General features: G+C 42.1%; 20 protein-coding genes and 2 pseudogenes. 19 read left to right on the top strand and 3 right to left on the bottom strand.

From position 1 onward, the window contains the following. Positions 1-5 precede the first annotated feature (5 nt). The 5 genes from benD to KCV09_RS03020 all read left to right on the top strand — a co-directional run bounded on the left by benD (position 6) and on the right by KCV09_RS03020 (position 6,436). Positions 6-791: a benzoate diol dehydrogenase BenD gene (gene benD / locus KCV09_RS03000; protein ID WP_025094910.1), complete on the top strand. Its 786-nt coding sequence runs from the start codon at positions 6-8 to the stop codon at positions 789-791. A gap of 41 nt (positions 792-832) precedes the next feature. Beyond that, positions 833-2,017 carry a benzoate/H(+) symporter BenE gene (gene benE / locus KCV09_RS03005; RefSeq protein ID WP_119026482.1) on the top strand — a complete coding sequence of 395 codons (1,185 nt, stop codon included), beginning with the start codon at positions 833-835 and terminating at the stop codon, positions 2,015-2,017. Positions 2,018-2,630: 613 nt separating this feature from the next. Further along, positions 2,631-3,566, top strand: coding sequence for a catechol 1,2-dioxygenase (gene catA / locus KCV09_RS03010; protein ID WP_004936949.1), 936 nt, complete (start codon positions 2,631-2,633; stop codon positions 3,564-3,566). An 84-nt stretch (positions 3,567-3,650) separates the two neighbouring features. After that, the gene (locus tag KCV09_RS03015; RefSeq protein WP_228198402.1) at positions 3,651-4,910 is read left to right on the top strand and encodes a GTPase; all 1,260 of its coding nucleotides are present in this window, start codon (positions 3,651-3,653) and stop codon (positions 4,908-4,910) included. Beyond that, positions 4,907-6,436, top strand: coding sequence for a dynamin family protein (locus tag KCV09_RS03020; RefSeq protein ID WP_119026480.1), 1,530 nt, complete (start codon positions 4,907-4,909; stop codon positions 6,434-6,436). The genes KCV09_RS03015 and KCV09_RS03020 overlap by 4 nt, the downstream gene beginning before the upstream one ends. A 25-nt stretch (positions 6,437-6,461) precedes the next feature. Here the strand turns inward: KCV09_RS03020 and catM are convergent, their stop codons facing one another. Further along, positions 6,462-7,373 carry a cis,cis-muconate-binding transcription regulator CatM gene (gene catM / locus KCV09_RS03025; protein ID WP_004946733.1) on the bottom strand — a complete coding sequence of 304 codons (912 nt, stop codon included), beginning with the start codon at positions 7,371-7,373 and terminating at the stop codon, positions 6,462-6,464. A gap of 123 nt (positions 7,374-7,496) precedes the next feature. On the opposite strand from catM, the gene KCV09_RS03030 reads away from it, so the two are divergent. The 12 genes and pseudogenes from KCV09_RS03030 to KCV09_RS03085 all read left to right on the top strand — a co-directional run bounded on the left by KCV09_RS03030 (position 7,497) and on the right by KCV09_RS03085 (position 17,226). Further along, positions 7,497-8,609, top strand: a complete 1,113-nt coding sequence (locus tag KCV09_RS03030) for a muconate/chloromuconate family cycloisomerase (RefSeq protein ID WP_076032663.1) — start codon at positions 7,497-7,499, stop codon at positions 8,607-8,609. A gap of 17 nt (positions 8,610-8,626) precedes the next feature. Then, a complete protein-coding gene (catC, locus tag KCV09_RS03035) occupies positions 8,627-8,917 on the top strand; it encodes a muconolactone Delta-isomerase (RefSeq protein WP_004925455.1) in 291 nt (96 codons plus the stop codon). An 89-nt stretch (positions 8,918-9,006) separates the two neighbouring features. Continuing rightward, positions 9,007-9,693: a 3-oxoacid CoA-transferase subunit A gene (locus tag KCV09_RS03040; protein WP_004925451.1), complete on the top strand. Its 687-nt coding sequence runs from the start codon at positions 9,007-9,009 to the stop codon at positions 9,691-9,693. Between the two features lie 10 nt (positions 9,694-9,703). Then, positions 9,704-10,357: a 3-oxoadipate CoA-transferase subunit B CatJ gene (catJ, locus tag KCV09_RS03045; RefSeq protein ID WP_004925445.1), complete on the top strand. Its 654-nt coding sequence runs from the start codon at positions 9,704-9,706 to the stop codon at positions 10,355-10,357. 12 nt (positions 10,358-10,369) lie between these two features. Continuing rightward, positions 10,370-11,575 carry a 3-oxoadipyl-CoA thiolase gene (pcaF, locus tag KCV09_RS03050; protein ID WP_212515504.1) on the top strand — a complete coding sequence of 402 codons (1,206 nt, stop codon included), beginning with the start codon at positions 10,370-10,372 and terminating at the stop codon, positions 11,573-11,575. A gap of 9 nt (positions 11,576-11,584) precedes the next feature. Then, the gene (gene pcaD / locus KCV09_RS03055) at positions 11,585-12,388 is read left to right on the top strand and encodes a 3-oxoadipate enol-lactonase (protein WP_212515505.1); all 804 of its coding nucleotides are present in this window, start codon (positions 11,585-11,587) and stop codon (positions 12,386-12,388) included. Between the two features lie 169 nt (positions 12,389-12,557). Then, positions 12,558-13,172 (top strand): annotated as a pseudogene (locus KCV09_RS03060) (IS1595 family transposase). Positions 13,173-13,206: 34 nt separating this feature from the next. Then, on the top strand, positions 13,207-14,094 hold the full coding sequence (locus KCV09_RS03065) for a hypothetical protein (protein ID WP_004936974.1): 888 nt from the start codon (positions 13,207-13,209) through the stop codon (positions 14,092-14,094). A 3-nt stretch (positions 14,095-14,097) separates the two neighbouring features. Continuing rightward, positions 14,098-14,349: a hypothetical protein gene (locus tag KCV09_RS03070; protein ID WP_004936978.1), complete on the top strand. Its 252-nt coding sequence runs from the start codon at positions 14,098-14,100 to the stop codon at positions 14,347-14,349. Positions 14,350-14,639: 290 nt separating this feature from the next. Then, positions 14,640-15,510 (top strand): annotated as a pseudogene (locus KCV09_RS03075) (IS982 family transposase). Between the two features lie 139 nt (positions 15,511-15,649). Next, positions 15,650-16,207, top strand: a complete 558-nt coding sequence (locus tag KCV09_RS03080; protein WP_004936988.1) for a hypothetical protein — start codon at positions 15,650-15,652, stop codon at positions 16,205-16,207. A 68-nt stretch (positions 16,208-16,275) separates the two neighbouring features. Then, entirely contained in the window at positions 16,276-17,226 is a 951-nt protein-coding gene (locus KCV09_RS03085; protein WP_004936991.1) for a HEAT repeat domain-containing protein, read from the top strand. Between the two features lie 43 nt (positions 17,227-17,269). Here KCV09_RS03085 and KCV09_RS03090 read toward each other — a convergent pair. Then, positions 17,270-18,417, bottom strand: a protein-coding gene (locus tag KCV09_RS03090) for an IS3 family transposase (RefSeq protein WP_370685178.1) whose coding sequence is annotated in 2 segments (ribosomal slippage) — positions 17,270-18,171 and positions 18,171-18,417 — 1,149 coding nt in all. Because the reading frame shifts where the segments join, the coding sequence is not laid out codon by codon here. Positions 18,418-19,155: 738 nt separating this feature from the next. Here KCV09_RS03090 and KCV09_RS03095 point away from each other — a divergent pair. Continuing rightward, positions 19,156-20,499 carry an aspartate aminotransferase family protein gene (locus KCV09_RS03095; protein WP_151746407.1) on the top strand — a complete coding sequence of 448 codons (1,344 nt, stop codon included), beginning with the start codon at positions 19,156-19,158 and terminating at the stop codon, positions 20,497-20,499. Between the two features lie 42 nt (positions 20,500-20,541). Here KCV09_RS03095 and KCV09_RS03100 read toward each other — a convergent pair whose 3' ends face one another. Beyond that, on the bottom strand, positions 20,542-20,958 hold the full coding sequence (locus tag KCV09_RS03100) for a winged helix-turn-helix transcriptional regulator (RefSeq protein ID WP_104124387.1): 417 nt from the start codon (positions 20,956-20,958) through the stop codon (positions 20,542-20,544). Positions 20,959-21,056: 98 nt separating this feature from the next. On the opposite strand from KCV09_RS03100, the gene KCV09_RS03105 reads away from it, so the two are divergent. Then, positions 21,057-22,070: a zinc-binding alcohol dehydrogenase family protein gene (locus KCV09_RS03105; protein ID WP_212515506.1), complete on the top strand. Its 1,014-nt coding sequence runs from the start codon at positions 21,057-21,059 to the stop codon at positions 22,068-22,070. The last annotated feature ends 46 nt before the right edge of the window (positions 22,071-22,116 follow it).

Consider the following 22,116-nt stretch of genomic DNA (forward strand, 5'->3'; position numbering starts at 1 on the left):
CCGATATGAATTCGACACAACGTTTTGAACATAAAGTTGTCATTGTAACAGGTGCAGCTCAAGGCATTGGTCGTGGTGTTGCACTACGGATTGCCCAAGAGGGAGGGCGTCTGATATTGGCCGACCGTTCTGATCTGGTTCAGGCGGTATTGACTGAGATCAAAGCCTTGGGCGCATTGGCAATTGCTGTTGAGACAGATTTGGAAACTTATGCTGGCGCAGAGTCGGTGGTATCACACGCAATTGCCGAATACGGACGCATCGACGTGCTGATCAATAATGTCGGTGGTGCAATCTGGATGAAACCCTTTCAGGAGTTTTCAGAAGAGGAAATTATTCAGGAGGTTCATCGCTCCCTATTTCCAACGCTCTGGTGCTGCCGTGCAGTTCTTCCAGAAATGCTAAAACATCAACAGGGCACTATTGTGAACGTGTCGTCAATTGCGACACGAGGTATTCACCGAATTCCATATTCGGCTTCTAAAGGCGGTGTAAATGCCTTAACGGCTTCACTTGCCTTTGAGCATGCCCAGCATGGTATTCGTGTGAATGCGGTTGCAACGGGAGGAACTGAAGCGCCGCCGCGTAAGATTCCACGTAATGCTCAGCCTTTATCGGAAAATGAACAAGTCTGGATGCAACAAGTGGTTGACCAAACCATTGATCGAAGCTTTTTAGGGCGTTATGGCAGTATTGATGAACAAGTCAATGCGATTACTTTTTTAGCCTCAGATGAATCTTCTTACATCACGGGCAGCGTGCTTCCGGTGGGTGGAGGCGATCAGGGATGATCTGATGGTCATTATTTAAAGGGAGACTGCAAGGAGGCATCATGACAACCCTGTTAAAAACATTGAAGCAAGATTGGTCGTTATCGGCCACGATTGCAGGCTTTTTAGCGGTCCTGATTTCATATTCAGGCCCGTTAATTATCTTCTTTCAAGCGGCACAAAAAGCACATGTCTCGACAGAGATGATGATCTCATGGATTTGGGCTATTTCAATCGGTGCCGCTGTGACAGGCATTTTTTTATCTATTCGGTTTAAAACACCTGTAGTGACCGCGTGGTCGGCACCCGGGACGGCATTGTTGGTTACTTTGTTTCCCAACATTAGTTTAAATGAAGCCGTTGCCGCCTATATTACCGCGGCAATTGTGATTTTTCTGGTCGGCATTACCGGCTATTTTGACAAATTACTCAAATGGATACCGCAGGGAATTGCTGCTGGCATGATGGCCGGCATTTTATTCCAGTTTGGTCTTGGGCTATTTCTTGCCACCGATACTTTACCGCTGATCGTGTTTAGCATGTTGCTGTGTTATCTGATCAGTCGACGCTTTTCACCGCGTTACTGTATGCTTTGGGTGCTTATTTGTGGTGTAGCGTTTAGTTTTTTTCTTGGAAAAATGAATCCGGTGCCGCTAGATTTTCACATTGCACGCCCGCAGTTTATTGCACCAGAGTGGTCATGGTTTTCAACCTTAAATTTGGCGCTGCCGCTAATTTTGGTGAGCTTAACAGGGCAGTTTCTGCCTGGTATGGCCATTTTAAAACTCAGTGGGTATAACACACCCGCCAAACCAATTATTACCGCCGCAAGCTTGGCCTCGTTGTTTGCTGCCTTTGCAGGTGGAATTACCATTGTACTGGCCTCCATTACAGCCACCTTATGTATGGGTAACGATGCACATGAACTCAAAGACAAACGCTATATTGCTGGAATAGCAAATGGTTTGTTTTATATCTTGGGAGGTGTGTTTGCAGGCAGTATTGTAGCGTTGTTTAGCTTATTGCCCAAAGAGCTGGTTGCTGCACTGGCCGGACTTGCGCTTTTGGGTGCAATAGCAAGCAATATTAAAATTGCCATGCAAGAAGATCAGCAACGAGATCCTGCACTGATTACCTTTTTGGCAACCGTTTCGGGTATGCATTTCTTGGGCTTGAGTTCGGTGTTTTGGGGGATGTGTATTGGCATGCTGGCCTATTTCATCTTACTAAAACCCAAAGCCAGTTAAATTAAATTTGTCATTTAGACTATTCGATTATTTCTATCATATTCGCTTTATTCTAAGGCGAATTTTGTTTTTTAACAGATGACATATCACTCAGCTTAATGTGTTTCTATTTCATTCCTGTTGAAACCACCATGGGTTTGAGTAGTTCATGCATGACAATTTTTTAACTCCTGAATATTCCTTTTATGAAGGTATTTGGCGATATTTGCTCGGCCATAGCAATGATCATATTATGAGCTAAATTTACTTTTTAAAATTTAAATATATTATATATATTTGAATTTTATTGTTTTATTTTAAATTTTAGTCTGAAAATTTTTATTAAGATTTATTTTTAAATCAGATGTCGAAAAAATTAGTATACCAAAAAAGCATGAAAACATACTCTCTTAGGAATTGGACTCCCCATAAGTTTCAGATACAGTTGATCAGTATGGAAGGTATAGAAACGACTATCGAAATAAATAAGTTTGTGGTGTGTGAAGCAAGGTAAAGCTCAAGGCTGAGGCAAACCAAGCAAAGGTTAATTGAACCAATATGCACAACACATTCAACGATAGCGTCGACAGATAAGTTTATCAAATGATGTTTTGGCGATTTCAAGGAGAAAGCCATGGAAGTTAAAATATTCAATACTCAGGATGTGCAAGATTTTTTACGTGTTGCAAGCGGACTTGAGCAAGAAGGTGGCAATCCGCGTGTAAAGCAGATCATCCATCGTGTGCTTTCAGATTTATATAAAGCCATTGAAGATTTGAATATCACTTCAGATGAATACTGGGCGGGTGTGGCATATTTAAACCAGCTAGGTGCCAATCAAGAAGCTGGTTTACTCTCGCCAGGCTTGGGTTTTGACCATTACCTCGATATGCGTATGGATGCCGAAGATGCCGCACTAGGTATTGAAAATGCGACACCACGAACCATTGAAGGCCCGCTATATGTGGCAGGTGCGCCTGAATCGGTAGGTTATGCGCGCATGGATGACGGAAGTGATCCAAATGGTCATACCCTGATTCTACATGGCACGATCTTTGATGCAGATGGAAAACCTTTACCAAATGCCAAAGTTGAAATCTGGCATGCCAATACCAAAGGCTTTTATTCACACTTCGACCCGACAGGCGAGCAGCAAGCGTTCAATATGCGCCGCAGTATTATTACCGATGAAAACGGTCAGTATCGCGTTCGTACCATTTTGCCTGCGGGTTATGGTTGCCCACCAGAAGGTCCAACGCAACAGTTGTTGAATCAGTTGGGCCGTCATGGTAACCGTCCTGCGCACATTCACTATTTTGTTTCTGCCGATGGACACCGTAAACTAACTACGCAAATTAATGTGGCTGGCGATCCGTACACCTATGACGACTTTGCTTATGCAACCCGTGAAGGCTTGGTTGTTGATGCAGTGGAACACACCGATCCTGAAACCATTAAGGCCAATGATGTTGAAGGCCCATTCGCTGAAATGGTTTTCGATCTAAAATTGACGCGTTTGGTTGATGGTGTGGATAACCAAGTTGTTGATCGTCCACGTCTAGCGGTGTAATACACCAAAATGGTTCAAAATTATCAGGCGAGTGATCAAGATCACTGGCCTGTTTTTATTTCAGGGAAGGGTGGAGACAATTACGTGGACAATCAAATCATTCAGGAAACCGTAGATAAAATTTTAAGCGTATTGCCGAATCAGGCTGGGCAATTGGCACGCTTGGTTCGTCTGATGCAGTTTGCTTGTGACCCCACCATTACCGTCATTGGTAAATATAATCATGGTAAAAGCCGACTACTCAATGAGCTGATCGGGACAGATATTTTTTCTGTTGCCGATAAACGAGAGACGATTCAACTGGCCGAACATAAACAAGATCAGGTGCGTTGGTTAGATGCACCCGGACTCGATGCAGATGTTGCGGCAGTGGATGATCGTCACGCTTTTGAAGCAGTCTGGACACAGGCAGATATTCGCCTTTTTGTGCATTCAGTCCGAGAAGGCGAACTCGATGCAACCGAGCATAATCTTTTACAACAACTTATTGAAGATGCAGACCATAGCCGGCGCCAAACCATACTGGTCTTGACCCAGATAGATCAGATACCGGATCAGACAATTTTAACCCAGATTAAAACCTCAATTGCACAGCAGGTACCCAAACTCGATATTTTGGCTGTTTCGGCCACTCGCCACCGTCAGGGCATTGAAAACGGAAAAACCTTGCTGATCGAAAAAAGTGGAATCGGTGCATTGCGACATACACTTGAGCAGGCACTTGCTCAGGTTCCATCGGCACGAGCGTATGAAAAGAATAGATTGCTGTCTGGTTTGCATCATCAACTTAATCAGTTATTACTCGATCAAAAACGCGTACTTCAGCAACTACAACAGACACAGCAGCAGCAACTACATGACTTTGATACAGGACTCATCAACATACTCGATAAGATTCGAGTAGATCTTGAGCCCATTGTAAATATAGATGGTCAAGACCAAGCACTCAATCCAGATTCATTTGCCACGATGTTTAAAAATACAGCAGCCAAGCAGCAACGTGCCAAAGTGCAGATTGCTTACTCACGTGCCTGTATCGAGATCAATAGCCATCTCATACGTCACGGTGTGGTAGGTTTACCTACAGAGCAGCAAACTACGATTAAAAGTATTGATACGGTCATTGTTGCGGTTTTTGGAATTTCAGTGAAATTTCGCGATCAGCTACGTGCATTGTTTTATACCGATACCGAACGACAACGCTTGCAAAGAGAGTTTCGATTTTATTTTGAAAAGTCAGCAGGCCGAATGATTTTAGCTGCCAAGATTGAGCAGACAATGCGGCAGCAAGGGTGTATTCAAAATGCAATGATGGCGTTGCAACAGATGGAGAGTGCAGCATGACTAGCGGCGGACACATTCAATTGTTTATCGAACACACCCGGCAGATTGCGACTGCCCAAGGGGATATACAGTTGGCATTGCAATCGATGCAGCAATGGCGCGAAGCATTTGCTACAGCATTAAAACAAAATACATTTGATTTAACGGGCTGGTCACCGCAGGCAAAAATCGCCAATCAACTTAAGCAATTTAACCATAAGCTTACAACGCATGTGTCGAATTGGGATACCGAATGGCATACTTTTAGTGCTGCTCAATCGGTTGCAGAAGTATTTCATGATCGGGTGATGTTGCTTGTATTCGGTAAGTTCAATGCTGGAAAGAGTTCATTGTGTAACTTACTGGCCGAATGCTTTCGTTCTCACGGACAAACCGTGCAATATTTTCATGTTCAAAATGAACAGATATTTTATACCGAATCTCGTTTACGCGAAGGTGCAACCGAGACGACAGCGCAACTACAGGGTGTATGTCTGGGTGAAAAACTTATTTTGCTAGATACCCCAGGTTTGCATTCTGGTACTCAGGAAAATGCAGCGCTCACACAAAAATTTATCGACAGTGCAGATGGTGTGCTGTGGCTCAGTAGCGCAACTTCACCGGGTCAGGTGCAAGAGCTAGATGCACTGGGGCGCGAATTAAAGCGTCATAAACCTTTATTTCCTGTTATTACCCGAAGCGATTTTGTCGAAGAAGATGAAATTGATGGTGAGCTATGCGCAGTGCTTTGCAATAAAAATTCAGAACAACGCGCGTTACAAGAGTCTGATGTATTGATGCGTGCGCAAGAAAAACTGCACAGTATGCAAGTGGACGTGAGTTTATTAAAGCCGCCCGTGTCCGTTTCAACTCAAATGGCGCGTGAAGCAGATATGACCCCACAAGCCATGAATGAGGCTGGTTTTGAGCGATTATTTGCAGCACTTTTGGCTCTTATTGAGCCTGCTTTGCGCTATAAGCAGCGTAAACCTGCCGAAGTATTGTTGCATTTTTTGCAAGAACACATCATTGAAGGTTTAAGGTTTTACCTGCAACCCGATCTAGAGCAAATACAACAGAACCTCAAACAGGCTCAAGATGATTTACGACAGCGACACACCGATTTAGCTGATGCAGTCTGGCGTAGCGTATTGCCTGAGCTGCCACAGCTTCTTGAGCAACATGCAAGTACACAAGATATTGAAGCCGTAGTGAACAGTTTGAACGAGTGGATGAACGTCGCATTCGAACAACAGCTTTCAATTCAGCTTGATGCTTATGGTTTAAATTTGGATTCGCTTAGCAAGATCGAAAAAACCGAAAAAATGCAGTATGAACGCATTGCGGGAATGGTGGTGCATGATGGCTTGTACACGACTCTCACGCAGCAGATTCAACAAGCTGTCAAAGCTTCCACAAGTGAATTGATTGAGCAGTGTCAGGCTCAGCTTGAGCAGTCAATCAAACATGTTCAAACACTCGATGAAACGTTCATCGATTACAGCGCAGCACTCGATCAACTCAGCCAAGCGCTACGCGTTGAATAAATAGTAGAAATTTTTCAGACATATTTTATTCGATGAGTGGTCTGATATGGTGTGTTGCAAACACCTCCTGTACACAGGCGAGAATTTTAGGAATGTAATTACTGTGGTCCATATTTCGCACCGCGAGTGAAATTGGGCTATAGGCATCATCATCTAAAATTGGAATATAAAGTAGATTCTTCACCCCAATATCCATGGCAGACGCCGGGACGATGCAGACGCCTTCACCTGCTGCCACCAAGCCGAGCGCCAGTTGAATTTCGCGTATTTCGGTGAGTTTGGATGGTACTAGGCCCAGTTCGGTAAAGAGTGACTGAATAAAGGTCGCAAAATTAGGTTTTTGAGAGACAGGGTACAGCAGCATCGGTTCATCAATAATTTGAGAGAGATGAACTCCTGTTGCTGCAAACTGATTGAGGTGATGATGCTTATGGATTGCAAGTTTGAGCTGTTCTTTATGTAACACGATACGTCGAATTGCAGGATCGGTAATTTTGAGCCGACCAAAACCCAGATCGATTTTTCCCTGCTTAAGCGCATTGATTTGATCTTTGGTACCGCATTCGATGAGTTCGATGTGAATTTCAGGATTTTGCTGACGAAACAGATAAATAATTTCAGGCAACAAACCATATAATAAGGAGCTGACGTAACCAATTCTCAAGGTTTGACTGACCGTTGCAATCCGTTTTGCCATTGAGGATGCTTGTGCAGTATGAGTCAAAATCTGCACAGCATGCTGATAAAAAAACATACCTGCTTCAGTCACTTTAGCCGGTCTGGAGCCGCGTTCAAATAGCTGAATTCCCAATTCTTCTTCGAGTTTTTGAATTTGTCGGCTAAGGGGCGGCTGGGCAATACACAACTTTTCAGCAGCTTTGGAAATGCTTTGCTCTTCAACCACGGTCACAAAATATCTGAGGTGTCTTAGTTCCATTTATACGCCCTAATCGATTTTATATACCTTTTTAGTATGCAAAAATACCAAATTGTTTATCGTTTTTATTATTACATTAATTTAAGGTATGTAAATAGTATTTATTGAAAAGAAGATGGACCGATGTATAAATCAGTGGAAACTATTTTAGTCGATATTCCAACTATTCGTCCGCACAAGCTTTCGGTCACCACGATGCAGACGCAGACATTAGTTTTGATCAAAATCATCACGGAAGATGGCATTGTAGGCTGGGGCGAAGCGACCACGATTGGTGGATTAAACTATGGCGAAGAAAGTCCAGAAAGTGTTAAAGCCAATATCGACACCTATTTCAAGCCATTGCTCTTGTCCATCAAGACGTCTTTAAATGTAGCCCAAACCCTAAAATTAATTCGTAAAAGTATCAATGGCAACCGCTTTGCCAAATGTGCAATTCAAACTGCACTTTTAGAGATACAGGCTAAACGACTGAATATACCCGTGAGTGAATTGCTGGGTGGACGTATTCGTGATCGATTACCTGTGTTGTGGACATTGGCTTCAGGTGATACCGATAAAGATATTGCCGAAGCCAAAAAAATGATCGAATTAAAGCGCCATAATACCTTTAAATTAAAAATTGGTTCAAATCCGCTACAGCATGATGTCGATCATGTAATTGCCATTAAAAAAGCACTTGGCCCGGAAATCAGTGTACGTGTAGATGTGAACCGTGCATGGTCTGAGCTTGAATGTGTTAAAGGGATTCAACAGCTACAAGATGGTGGAATCGATCTGATTGAGCAGCCCTGTGCGATTGAAAATACAGATGCTTTAGCACGTCTAACCGCACGTTTTGATGTGGCCATTATGGCAGATGAGGTCTTGACTGGTCCAGACAGTGCCTATCGAATTGCCAAAAAATCGGGTGCCGATGTGTTTGCAGTAAAAGTCGAACAATCGGGTGGTCTGATTGAGGCCTGTGAAGTGGCAAAAATTGCGCGTCTTGCGGGAATCAGTTTATATGGTGGCACCATGCTTGAAGGGCCTGTTGGCAGTATTGCATCGGCACATGCCTTTAGTACCTTTGAAACACTGGAGTTTGGCACTGAACTGTTCGGGCCTTTATTGCTGACGCAAAGCATTTTGAAGACACCTTTGCAATATGAAAACTTCGAGCTGGTGGTTCCCAATACGCCAGGTCTGGGAATTGAGGTCGACGAAGACAAACTCGAACAGTTACGCCGTCATTAAGGAAGAGGAAATTTACTATGTTGTTTCAAGTTCGTATGGATGTGCATTTACCTGTTAGCATGCCTACTGATCAGGCCAATCAGATTAAATCGGTCGAGAAGGCTTATTCACAAGAGTTGCAACGCCAAGGCAAATGGCGTCATATCTGGCGTATTACCGGACAATATTCCAATATCAGTATTTTTGATGTCGAAAGTAATGAAGAGCTACATACGATTTTACAAGGCTTACCGCTATATCCGTATATGAAAATCGAAGTCATGGCGCTCAATCGTCATCCGTCTTCTGTGCGTGATGACGATAGCTGATATGTCAGTAGAGATGACACTTCATCAGTGTTCATCTCTTACGTTTATGGTATTTCTTTATTTTCCGTTTTCATCCAAAGGTTGATGACATGATAGATAAAAGTGCAGCGACCCTAACGGAAGCGCTCTCCCAGATCCACGACGGTGCCACCATTCTAATTGGTGGTTTTGGAACAGCCGGTCAACCTGCCGAGCTGATTGACGGACTGATTGAACTAGGTCGCAAGAACCTGACCATCGTCAGCAACAATGCCGGCAATGGAGACTATGGACTGGCCAAGCTGCTAAAAACTGGCGCCGTTAAAAAGATCATCTGTTCCTTCCCACGTCAGGCCGACTCCTACGTATTTGACGAGCTATACCGTGCGGGCAAAATTGAACTCGAAATCGTGCCGCAGGGCAATCTGGCCTGTCGTATACAGGCCGCCGGCATGGGGCTGGGGCCGATCTACACCCCAACCGGTTTTGGCACCTTACTCGCAGAAGGTAAACCCACTCTGAACTTTGATGGCAAAGACTACGTACTGGAAAATCCGATCAAGGCCGATTTTGCCCTGATCAAAGCCTACAAGGGCGACCGCTGGGGCAATTTGGTCTATCGCAAATCAGCACGAAACTTCGGCCCGATCATGGCCATGGCCGCCAACGTAACCATCGCACAAGTGAGCGAAGTGGTGGCACTAGGAGAACTCGATCCGGAAAATGTGGTGACCCCAGGCATCTTTGTTCAACACGTTGTACCAGTCCAATCTACCCCAGCAAGCGCTGCACCATAAGGAGATCGAGATGAGTTATCACAAACTGACCCGTGACCAGATCGCCCAGCGCGTTGCCCAAGATATTCCGGAAGGCTCTTATGTCAATCTAGGGATTGGCCTGCCTACCAAGATTGCCAGCTATCTGCCTGCCGACAAAGACGTATTTCTACATTCAGAAAACGGACTGCTGGCTTTTGGTCCACCACCAGCGGCCGGCGAAGAAGATCCGGAACTGATCAACGCAGGTAAAGAATACGTGACCATGCTCGAAGGCGGTTGCTTCTTTCACCATGGCGACTCCTTCGCCATGATGCGCGGTGGACATCTGGATATCTGCGTACTAGGCGCATTCCAGATCGCCGCCAATGGAGACTTGGCCAACTGGCACACTGGTGCACCGGATGCCATACCGTCGGTCGGTGGAGCCATGGATCTTGCGGTTGGGGCAAAAAAAGTCTTTGTAACCACCGATCATGTCACCAAAAAAGGTGAGCCGAAGATTGTCGCTGAACTCACGTACCCAGCCACGGGCCAGAAATGTGTCGACCGGATCTACACCGACCTGTGCATCATCGATGTGGTGCCAGAAGGACTGAAAGTGATCGAGAAAGTCGAAGGCTTAAGCTTTGAAGAACTACAACGCCTGACCGGTGCAACACTGATCGATGCGACACAAGGCTAAGGATAACCGAATATGAAACATGCATACATCGTCGATGCGATCCGTACCCCGTTTGGCCGCTATGCTGGCGGATTGGCAGCAGTACGTGCGGATGACCTCGGTGCAATCCCGATTGCTGCCCTGATCGAACGCAACCCAAGCGTAAACTGGGTACAGGTCGATGACGTGATCTACGGCTGTGCCAATCAGGCAGGAGAAGACAACCGTAACGTTGGCCGTATGTCGGCACTGCTGGCAGGCCTGCCGGTCGAAGTACCGGCAACGACGGTCAACCGCCTGTGTGGCTCATCTCTGGATGCAATCGCCATGGCAGCACGTGCGATCAAAGCAGGCGAAGCCCATCTGATCATTGCAGGGGGTGTCGAAAGCATGAGCCGCGCACCGTATGTGATGGGGAAATCAGAAGGGGCGTTTGGACGCACCCAGAAGATAGAAGACACCACCATGGGCTGGCGCTTCATCAATCCGAAGCTCAAAGCCATGTATGGTGTGGATACCATGCCGCAAACCGCAGAAAATGTGGCCGAGCAGTTTGGCATCCAGCGTGAAGACCAAGACCAGTTTGCCTACACCAGCCAGCAACGCACCGCGGCGGCACAGGCCAAAGGCTACTTTGCAAAAGAAATCGTGCCTGTCACGATTCCACAGCGCAAAGGAGAGCCGGTGGTGATCGACACCGACGAACATCCACGTGCCTCAACCACACTAGAGGGACTGGCCAAGCTAAAAGGCGTGGTCAAGCCGGAAGGTAGCGTGACAGCGGGCAATGCGTCAGGCATCAACGACGGTGCAGCAGCAGTTTTAATTGCATCAGACGAAGCGGTTGCACAATACCAGCTTAAAGCACGTGCCAAGATCATTGCATCCACCACGGTGGGCATCGAGCCACGCATCATGGGCTTCGCACCGGCACCGGCGATCAAAAAGCTACTCAAGCAGGCCAATCTGACGCTTGATCAGATGGATGTGATTGAGCTGAACGAAGCCTTTGCTGCACAGGCACTGGCCTGTACCCGAGACTTGGGGCTGGCAGATGACGATGCACGGGTGAATCCGAATGGCGGTGCAATTGCACTGGGTCATCCATTGGGTGCATCAGGTGCGCGTCTAGTGACGACGGCTTTAAACCAGCTTGAACAGTCGGGCGGTAAGTATGCGCTGTGTTCGATGTGTATCGGCGTGGGTCAGGGGATTGCGCTCATTATTGAGCGGGTTTAAGGAATAAATATGCCAGTATTTCACTTTAAAGACACACTAACAGCGCAGGATGTTGCTCTCAATTATGCAACATTCGGTCAGGCGGATCGTCCTGCACTGATCTTTTCAAATTCGTTGGGTACCAACCTGAGTATGTGGCAACAACAGGTAGCGTATTTTCAGGACAAGTATTTTGTCATTTGCTACGACACGCGTGGTCATGGTGCATCATCGACACCTGTTGGCCCTTATCGCATTGATCAGCTAGGTACCGATGTAATTGCATTGCTTGATCATTTGCAAATTCCTCAAGCTACGTTTTGTGGAATTTCGATGGGTGGGTTAACTGGACAATGGCTGGCAATACATTTTCCTGAGCGTTTTAATCAGGTGATTGTAGCCAACACCGCAGCAAAAATTGGAGAAGCTCAAGCTTGGCAAGCACGTGCGCAATTGGTACGTGAGCAAGGGTTAACGCCGATTGCCCAAACTGCGGCAACACGCTGGTTTACGCCAGGCTTTATTGAAGACTCACCAGAAATTGTAGAAAAGCTGAGTCATGATTTAGCTCAAGGTAGTCCCGAAGGCTATGCCAGTTGCTGTGAAGCGTTGGCAGAGGCCGATGTGCGCCCTCAACTGCAACGTATAAGCATACCGGTACTGGTGATTGCTGGTGCACAAGATCCAGTGACTACAGTGGCCGATGGTCAGTTTTTATGTGAGCACATTGTACATTCAACACTTGAAGTGCTGGAGGCATCGCATATTTCGAATGTGGAACAGCCACAGGCATTTAATCATGCAGTCGAAGCAGTAATGAAGCGCTTCAATTGATTTGATCTTTTTGACTGATAGAGGTTTTAAACCTTTATCTATGAATTTTCAAAACGCCGCGCGTTCATGCACGTGGCGTTTTTTTGTATCGGCTCAGAAAGCGATTTTATATGAAAGCAAAAACAGATAGTATTCCCGTTCAAGAATCACACAAGCAAAATTCAGGTAGATCATTCGCTTTTTTGCCGTGGATTTTACTGCTTCAGACACTGCTAAACTCACCAGTACTTCAGTGCGTACTATCAATACAACTTATATCAAATTGCGTAAAAAATACTATTTAGTATGAACAAATATCTCTTTTCAATGATGTTGTTGAACTGGATGAATTCTATTTCTGAGTCAATCGTGTACGAGGTAAGCACGGTCGAGGTGCATTAGGTAAAACCGTTGTTTTTGGACTACTCAAACGGGGTAGGAATTTATATAAAGGAATTGTCCCTCACTGCTCCCAAGCTACGCTAAAAGGTATTATTCGTGGACATATTGAGCTTGTTCAGTGACTTATGCAATAGGCTGGAGAGGCTATGATGGTCTAGTTGAAATTGGTTTTGGTAAATATCTAGGAGTTAATCATGGAGACAATGAATTTGCTAATGCTGAGCGTCATATTAGCGGCATAGAATCATTCTGGAACTATGTTAAAAAGCGACTCAGTAAATTTAATAGAATTGACAAAAAGATATTTTATTTGCATCTTAAAGAAAAGGAGTATTGCTTCAATCATTGGTATTGTAATTTATACCTCGATTTGCTTAAATTAATTCGTAATAATTTTCTTTAACTTCCTGATCCCCAAAATTAAAATAGGGAAAATTATGAAATATAAGAGTTTATATTTAGTATTATTATTATCTATACCATCATTTAGTTTTGCTGGAAATTTAAATTTAAATCCATATCTAGAAAATCCATCTACGTTATCTAAGATTGATAGTGACTCACATATTCAGAATGAATTAGCGGCTGTATTAGGCGAAGATTACATTAAATTTTCGAAAAATTTTGAAGTTTTATCAACACCATATAAGTTAAAAATGGCAAAAGCTATTTATTCTGAAGGTAGAACAAAAGCAGGTAGTGATGCTTCTGCAATGACTTTGTATGCAGATGGTCGTATTTACGCAGCTCACTATAATTCACAAAAACACACTGTCAGATATTTTACAAATGATAAGTCGTGTTCAACGGTACTTCATCCCACAATCCAAGTCTTTACAAAGCATTATCCGAATGTAAAAGTTGAGTTTATAAGCTCGAATAATAGTGTTCTGAAATATAATGGTGGTAATGGGTTAGGGTGTTCTAGCCCAACATCCCGTACAGTTCAAACATATGCCATTGCGTCCGATAATCCAGCTCAAGCTGCTGCACGTGAGGTTGCCTCTAAGATATGGACACAAAGTATAGCTAACTCATTAGATATGAATAATGACGTGGGGGTTGTCATTTCTAATACAGTAAAATCAATTCTTACCTGTTCTGCAAATTTTAATTTGGTTCCAAAACCACCTGGTGTTGGAGACATAATTCCTGGTACATCATATTTTGTAAAACCAGGATTAGATTATTTGAAAGATTATTTTTATGAAATCATTCCTTATTTAGCTGGATTAAGCGGTGCTCAACCAGTTTATAAAGCTTGTATAAATGTAGCAGCAGCAAATAATAGATCTGCATTAGAGATGGCATCACTAGGAATCTAACGAATGTCTACTTCTCTATGGATATTAATTTATTTATGTTTTAGCTTGGTTTGTAAGTGGATTCTTTCATGGGGTGGGGCTAGTTATATTAAGGGTTGGAAAAGTATCTTTTTTTTAGATACAGAATCTAGCTCATGGAATGAAGAACAAGTAAAAATGATGACCTTGTTTTTATGGGTTGGTTTTTCTATCTTATTTGTAATTGGTTTAATTTATCCAGAATACAGATTCTATAAGCTTAAAAATAATTTGTAGATTACTAGTAAAATAGAAAAATAAGTTTTTATCTAATTTAAATGCAAAGTCCTTGTTTCCATAAGGGCATTCAACTTACATTTCTGGCGTTACACTTAAATGATGGTTAGAAGAGTTGTTTAATGAAAGCTCTGTAGAGTTACCAACTCGTAAAGATATTCACACAAAGCCTTATATATAGCAGTCAAATCTTATGCTAACCCGAATCGCGGATAAGAAATTGACTTGAAAAATAAGAGGACTAGAGCTATCAGTTGAGTTACCACACCAAACTCACAACTCTAGTCCTGATGTTTAATAGTACCGAATTATTCTGCATAATTGATGATTTTTTTCTTAAATTTGAAGCAACTTATTAGGAGTTTCTCAAACAAAATCGTGGTTCCTTAAGAATCAGAACTGCTCAACTTACAATTTCAGAAATCTGCTTTATTGTTATTTGGTACAAATGCTCTCATTTCAATAATTTCAAAGCCTTTTTTACTTGGTTAAAAGAAGATAAAAGCCATTTATTTAAGTACTTGCCTTGCTATCAAAGGATGATTCATCTGATCAAAAGGCATGAATTAGCTCTACACGCTTTAAATGTGGCATTGATGAAAGGCCAAGATACACAATATTTATGGATTGATTCAACCACTCTGCCAGTTTGTAAAAATCAACGTATTCAGCGTCATAAATCATTAGTCCAAATTGCATCACGTGGTAGAAGCTCAATGGGCTGGTTTTATGGCTGTAAATTACATATTGCGATGAATCAATTGGGTGAAATTGCCTGTTCTGCTTTATCGAATGGACATGTTGCTGACATGAAAAATGGTTGAGCAATTAGTTGATGGTCTAAACGGAAAACTTTACGGGGATCGAGGTTACATCAGCCAAGAATTAAAAATTAGATTGAAAGATCAAGGTATTGATTTAATTACTTATCATCGTAAGAATATGCAGGCTATTCAACTCTGTGCATCAGATGAATATCACTTAAGACAACGCAATAAAATAGAAACATTATTCAGTTTATTGAAGGGGCAATATAATTTAGTGACGAGTAAAGCACGTAGTCTTCATGGATTTCTGAGTGGAATTTACGCCTCACTATGTGCATATCAATTAACCCATCGAAATAAGCCAACAATTCAAATTATGAAATCATCGGCTTAAACAGGATTCGGGTTAGTTAATATGTTTAAGTACTTATGTGATGGTTAAAATTTAAACTATGTTGTTAAATATCTTTTTGGTATATAAAATCTAAAAATTCAAAAAAATTATACACTTTAGTCAATCAAAAGGTAAAATTATGAAGAAGTTCTTCTTATCAAGCATTCTAATAGCTCAAAGCTCACTAGTTTTAGCAGCAGGCAATCCTGTTGCAGTAGGTGATGTTTTAGGTCGAGATCTATCTGTTTCAGGATTTGGGTATTTAGGACACTTAGGTGTTTTAGCTGCAAAAGATAATGTGGCTCAAGTAATGAATGCTACGCCGTATGTTAATGTAGTCCAGAATGTAACAGTTAACGGATTTAAAGTTGATACGTATTGGGGTGCTAAAGCTAAATCAAGCTTTACTTGGAAGTCTCCATATACTTCAGCAACAAGCCAAATTAATACGCTTTCAAACCAACAAAAACCTCACGTATCTTATAACTTGTGGTCTTCAACACCGAACCCAGCTATTCAAGTTTGTTCATCTTATAATTCATCAGGAGCTTGTACGGCGTATACTTGGCAAAAAGGCTCGTTCAGATGTGATGCATTCGTTAAATGGATATTTACACAAACAGGCAATGGAAATTTAGGTGGTAGTCTTCCAAGTTCGACTTATGGTAGTTCATTATTAACAATTACCAGAACATAGTTTAATATTTTAGTACATGCCCTTAATTAAAATAGATTAAGGGTATTTTAAATTTTTAAGAAGGCTTTATGAAAAATAGTAGAAATAAAATAATCCTTGTGATTATAGCACTTGGCCTTGGTTTAGTTGGTTTATATCTTTTTACTAATAATGATGATAATCAAGTAAAAGAAGAGGGTACTAAATCTGAGTATCAAACAACGCAACAATCAGTTGCTTCTGATACTAGCGATATAAAATTTAGTCAGGAATTACCTGATAATATATCACCGCCGAGATGGGCTCAAAAAATGTTGAATATTTTAAATAATTCAGCTTTACCAAGAGAGCAAAAGATTGATCAATTAGTTGGATTGTTGAAAGAAAATAATTCTGATCCACAGGCTTTAACTGACATTCTGGTGTCACTTACTGCATTAAACCCTATTGAGGCAGCTGACGAAATTATACCTTATTTAAAGAATGGAAGTCCTCGGGTTCAAAGTGCGGCTTTGGGTGCTTTAAATAATGCATCATTATTAACTGAAGAAGAACACCAGCTTAAAAAAGCTTTACCAAAAAATGATCTTGTTCGTAAACGAATTGCTGATGCGGTCAATGATATCAATGCAGATCCACACACCTCAGAGGAAGTTAGACAGGCATTGATCTCAACTTATTCTTCAACAAATCCTTCAGCAGAAGATTCAAAAAAAATGAATCAAAATATATTGAGTAAGGATAATGTTTCACTTAATGAAGCGAGTTATGTAGCTACTTCAGTGCTAAATGGAAAAGAAGTATCAACAACACTCGCTACATTAGGTTCAAAGGATAGAGAAATGAAGGATAGTGTCATTAGTAGTATAGGAGCAAACCTACTAGACAATCCTAATGTGGTTTCTTTATTGTCAAAAGAACAACGTAAACAAATATATACCTTCATTTCAAATAATCCACCATCTACAACTAACCCAAATGATTTTAGTTATCAAAATGATCAATGGAAAAATACATTGAATCTGTTAAGTAATGAATAAGCATAGATATATCGAATGTACTAGGTGAATAGCCACCAAAATTCTAGATACACATAGCCCGTTTGAAATGGGCTTTTTCATACTCTAATGGAGAACGCTGACCATTGGAACCATGTCTGCGTTTTGAATTATAAAACATCTCAATATATTCAAAGATATCGGTTCTAGCCTCGGATCTGTTTGAATAAATTTTCTTCTTGATGCGTTCGCGCTTTAACAACTGAAAGAAACTCTCAGCAACAGCATTATCATGACAGTTTCCTCTGCGACTCATACTACATTCCAGATTATGTTGTTTAAGGAATACTTGCCATTCATGGCTGGTATATTGGCTGCCTTGGTCAGAGTGGATCAGAACCTTATTCTGTGGTTTTCTCCGCCATAGCGCCATTAATAATGCAGTTAGCACAAGATCTGTAGTCATTCTCGATTTCATAGACCAGCCAACAACAAGACGTGAAAATAAATCAATCACCACAGCAAGATATAACCAACCTTCATGTGTACGAATATACGTAATGTCAGTTACCCACCGCTGATTAGGCTGAGTTGGGTTAAACTGTCGTTCCAAGGTGTTTGCTGAAACAATACTGGGCGTACCTGCATAAGTTCTAGGCTTGCGATAGCCGCGCTGTGATTTAAGCCCATTCGCTTTCATTAACCGATGTACAAGATTGATACCGCAATTTTCGCCAGCGTCTTTCAAATCACAGTGAATCTTGCGATAGCCGTAGACTCCTCCAGATTCCAGCCAAAACTGTTTAATTAAGCCTGCAAGCTGTTGCCGTTTCTTTATAGTTTTACTCGTGGGTTGCTTTAGCCATGCGTAATAACCACTATGATGAACATGTAAAGTCGAACATAAACGACGAACAGACCATATGTGCTGATGGTCCTGAATAAAGGCATACCTCATTTGGACTGGCTTGCGAAGTACACCGCGGCTTTTTTTAATATGTCCCTTTCTTCTGTAACCCGTTGCAGCTCTTTTTTTAGTTTTGCCAATTCTGAAACTGCATCCCTAAAGTCTATGATTTTAGGTTCTTGAGGATCATAACGCTTGATCCAGGCATAAAGACTATGCGTGGTTGTACCTAAACGTGTGGCCACTTCAGACACACTATGACCTTTTTCAGTCACTTGCTTTACTGCTTCAATTTTGAATTCTTCAGGGTATCGTTTACTGCTCATAAGCACCTCGTTAATTAGCCATTTTATCTAACTAAAAGGTGTCTACAAAATCGGTGGCTATCCATCTTTTATAAAAAATATGAATACGGTTAAAATAATAAAGGATAATAAGACATACAGAATATTTTTTTCATAAGCAATCTATCAATGTTAAAAGAATTCCTCATTATGATTTAATAAGGAGTATATTAAAAATTATGCACGAGTTATCGTTAGAAGAGCGCTATTAAAAGTACCATTAGGAGTATTTCCACTTAAGTTCCCATTTCCTGTCTCTGTATAAAGCCATTTTGTAAATCTGTCACAACGAAAGCTACCTTTTTGCCAAGTATAGGCTATACATCTACCGCATGAATTATAAGATGAACAAAAGTGCACTTGTTTTTGCTTTGTTATAAAACACATTTTTATCTTTAGAATTAAGATAAAAGAATTGCATACGAATATCCTCACGATTTAATTCATACCATTATTTGTAAGATAGTTATTTTGATTAGTATGACATTCTAGTGTTAGATGCGATACGTAGTAGTTTGCTGAAGCATACAGCAATCCGAGCATACATTGAATTCGCTAATTTGACATCAAATGACAACTTTCGCGCTTTAGTGTCAAGTTTCTTTTCTCAAACTTGAACAATATAAGTCAAACAGCGATATATACATTCGAAAGAACATGGCCCGATTTGATTCAATTTCAAGTGTGCCATTTTGAATTATTTAAATACAGGAGTCATTCATGGTTACACGTTCAACCATCATGGATACCAACAGTTTCCGCGCAGAACATGCAGCCGCACTGGATGCTGAAACCCGAAAATTAACAGATAAACGCAGCCAAGTGCTCGGTGAGTCTTATCGATTATTTTATCGTAATCCTGTGCATTTGGTAAAAGGGCAAGGACAGTATCTTTGGGATGCTGCGGGCCATAAGTATCTCGATGTATACAATAATGTAGCCAGTATTGGGCATTGTCATCCTGCTGTCATTGAGGCAGTGAATGAGCAGATGAAAATGCTCAACACACATACACGCTATTTGCATGAAAATATTCTGAATTACACCGAAGAGCTTTTAAAAACAACACCAAGCGAAATTGACCGTGCCATGTATATGTGTACAGGTTCTGAAGCCAATGATTTGGCCATTCGAATTGCCCGTGAATATAGTGGCGGAACAGGTATCATTGTTTCGCAAGAAGCTTATCACGGCACCAGTGAGTTAACTTCAGGCTGTTCTCCTGCATTAGGTTCTGGTCAGGCTTTGGCAGCTACAACTCGTTTGGTTCCTGCACCGGATGCATACCGAATTGCAGCAGATGATTTAGGTGATTGGTTTGCAGCGCAAATTCAACAGCAAATCGATGACATGAACGCCAACGGTATTAAGTTTGCAGGCTTTCTGGCAGATTCAATTTTCTCTTCAGATGGTGTAATGCCAAATCCGGTTGGATTTTTGAAAAAAGCAGTAGATGTGGTTCATGCCAATGGCGGAATATTTATTGCCGATGAAGTACAACCTGGGTTTGCACGTACTGGAGACTCATTTTGGGGATTCGGTCGCCATGGTGTAGTGCCAGATATTATTACCACAGGTAAACCGATGGGCAATGGAATCCCGGTATCTGGTCTACTTGCCAAAAGCGATGTATTGGCAGCATTTAGCGATAATATTCCATATTTCAATACTTTCGGTGGAAACCCAGTATCGATGGCGGCAGCTCAAGCTGTTCTCAAGGTAATTCATGATGCAGACTTACAAGCACACAGCAAATATGTGGGTGCTAAACTTCAGGCCGAACTTAGCAAACTCATGGATATACATGAATGTGTGGGCGATGTACGCGGTGCGGGCTTGTTTATCGGATTTGAACTGGTGAAAGATCGTGACAGTAAATCGCCAGATAAAGCCTTGGCACTGAATCTGATTGAAGAATTACGTAATACTCACCGCGTATTGACTTCGGTTGCTGGCCCATATGGCAATGTACTGAAATTACGTCCACCGCTGGCATTTCAGGAACACGATATCGACTGGTTGGTTAGCGCACTCGATCAATCTATTCGTAAACTCAAAGATTAAAACTCAGCTAATCTTTAAGCCTTATCACTCGATAAGGCTTTTTTATCCTACCTGAGCTGTAATTTCTGTGTGCTGCTCACGCTCATTATGGTGCTCAGTTTCACTTTGATGTGGTTTTCCATACAAATCGATATGCTGATCGCCCCATTCTTTTAAAGCAACTAAAATAGGCTTTAAGGTTTGGCCCAGCGCAGAAAGCTGATACTCAACCTTAGGCGGCACTTGTGGGTAAACCGTTCGAATAATGAGTCCGTCTTGTTCAAGCTCGCGAAGCTGATTGGTGAGCATACGCTGAGTTACATTTGGAATACGGCGCTTTAGCTCATTAAAACGTAATATTTTTTCGGTAAGTAAATTCCATAAAATTAAACTTTTCCATTTACCGTCGAGTAGGCCAATCGCAGCCTCGACCGAGCAGCCCGGATTACAATTAAAGCGTGAATGTTTTACCTTACTCATAACAGTATCCTTTTTGACACTATGTGCGAAATTTGTCTGTATATACGGGGATTAAGCTTAAGGTATGCTACCACGCAATACAAGTGAGGAACGTCAAGATGAAAGCGGTAGGCTATAAAGAACAAGGTGAGATTACACGTCCAGATGCATTGGTGGATATTGAGATTGAGCAGCCCGTGGCGCGCGGTAAAGATATTCTGGTCGAGGTAAAAGCGATTTCAGTGAATCCGGTTGATACCAAAGTTCGCAAACGTGCAGCAGCAGAAGCAGGACAGTGGAAAATTTTAGGTTGGGATGCAGCTGGCGTTGTGGTCAGTGTAGGCGACGAAGTCACCGAATTTAAAGCAGGCGATGAAGTCTGGTATGCAGGTGATTTAACCCGTCCGGGCAGTAATGCACAATTTCAATTGGTCGATGCGCGCATTGTGGGGCATAAACCGAAACGCCTTTCTTTTGCAGAAGCGGCTGCTATGCCTCTGACCACCATCACTGCATGGGAAATGTTGTTTGATCGTTTAAAAATTGAAGATCCAGTACCAGGTGGAGACCGAAGTATCCTAATTATTGGTGGGGCTGGCGGTGTCGGCTCAATCACGATTCAATTACTCAAAGCAAAATCAGATTTGAAAGTTATTGCGACAGCATCACGCGCAGAGACACAAGCGTGGGTGAAACAGCTCGGAGCGGATTACGTGATTGATCATTCAAAACCACTTAAGGCGCAAATGGATGAACTGGGTTTAAAGGCACCTAGTTATGTTTTTTCTACCAATTATACCGATCAATATATAGAGCAGATTGCTGCATTAACCGCACCTCAGGGGCGTTTGGGCCTGATTGATGATCCAGCCGAACTGAGTATCAGCCCACTCAAAACCAAATCGATCTCTTTACATTGGGAGTTTATGTATACCCGCTCAATGTATCAAACTGAAGATATTGCACAGCAGCGTGAACTGTTAAATGCAGTGGCCAAACTGGTCGATGATGGCGTTATTCAAACCACATTGACTGAGGTCTATGGCAAGATCAATGCCGAAAATCTCAAAGAGGTGCATAGCCTGATTGAAGGTGGTAAAGCCAAAGGCAAAATTGTGCTTGAAGGGTTTTAAATCGAATCAATCAACAAATAGCCGGAACCGCTTAATTGCGTGTTCC

This window comes from Acinetobacter soli (genome assembly GCF_018139125.1).
GTDB classification, from domain to species: Bacteria; Pseudomonadota; Gammaproteobacteria; order Pseudomonadales; family Moraxellaceae; genus Acinetobacter; species Acinetobacter soli.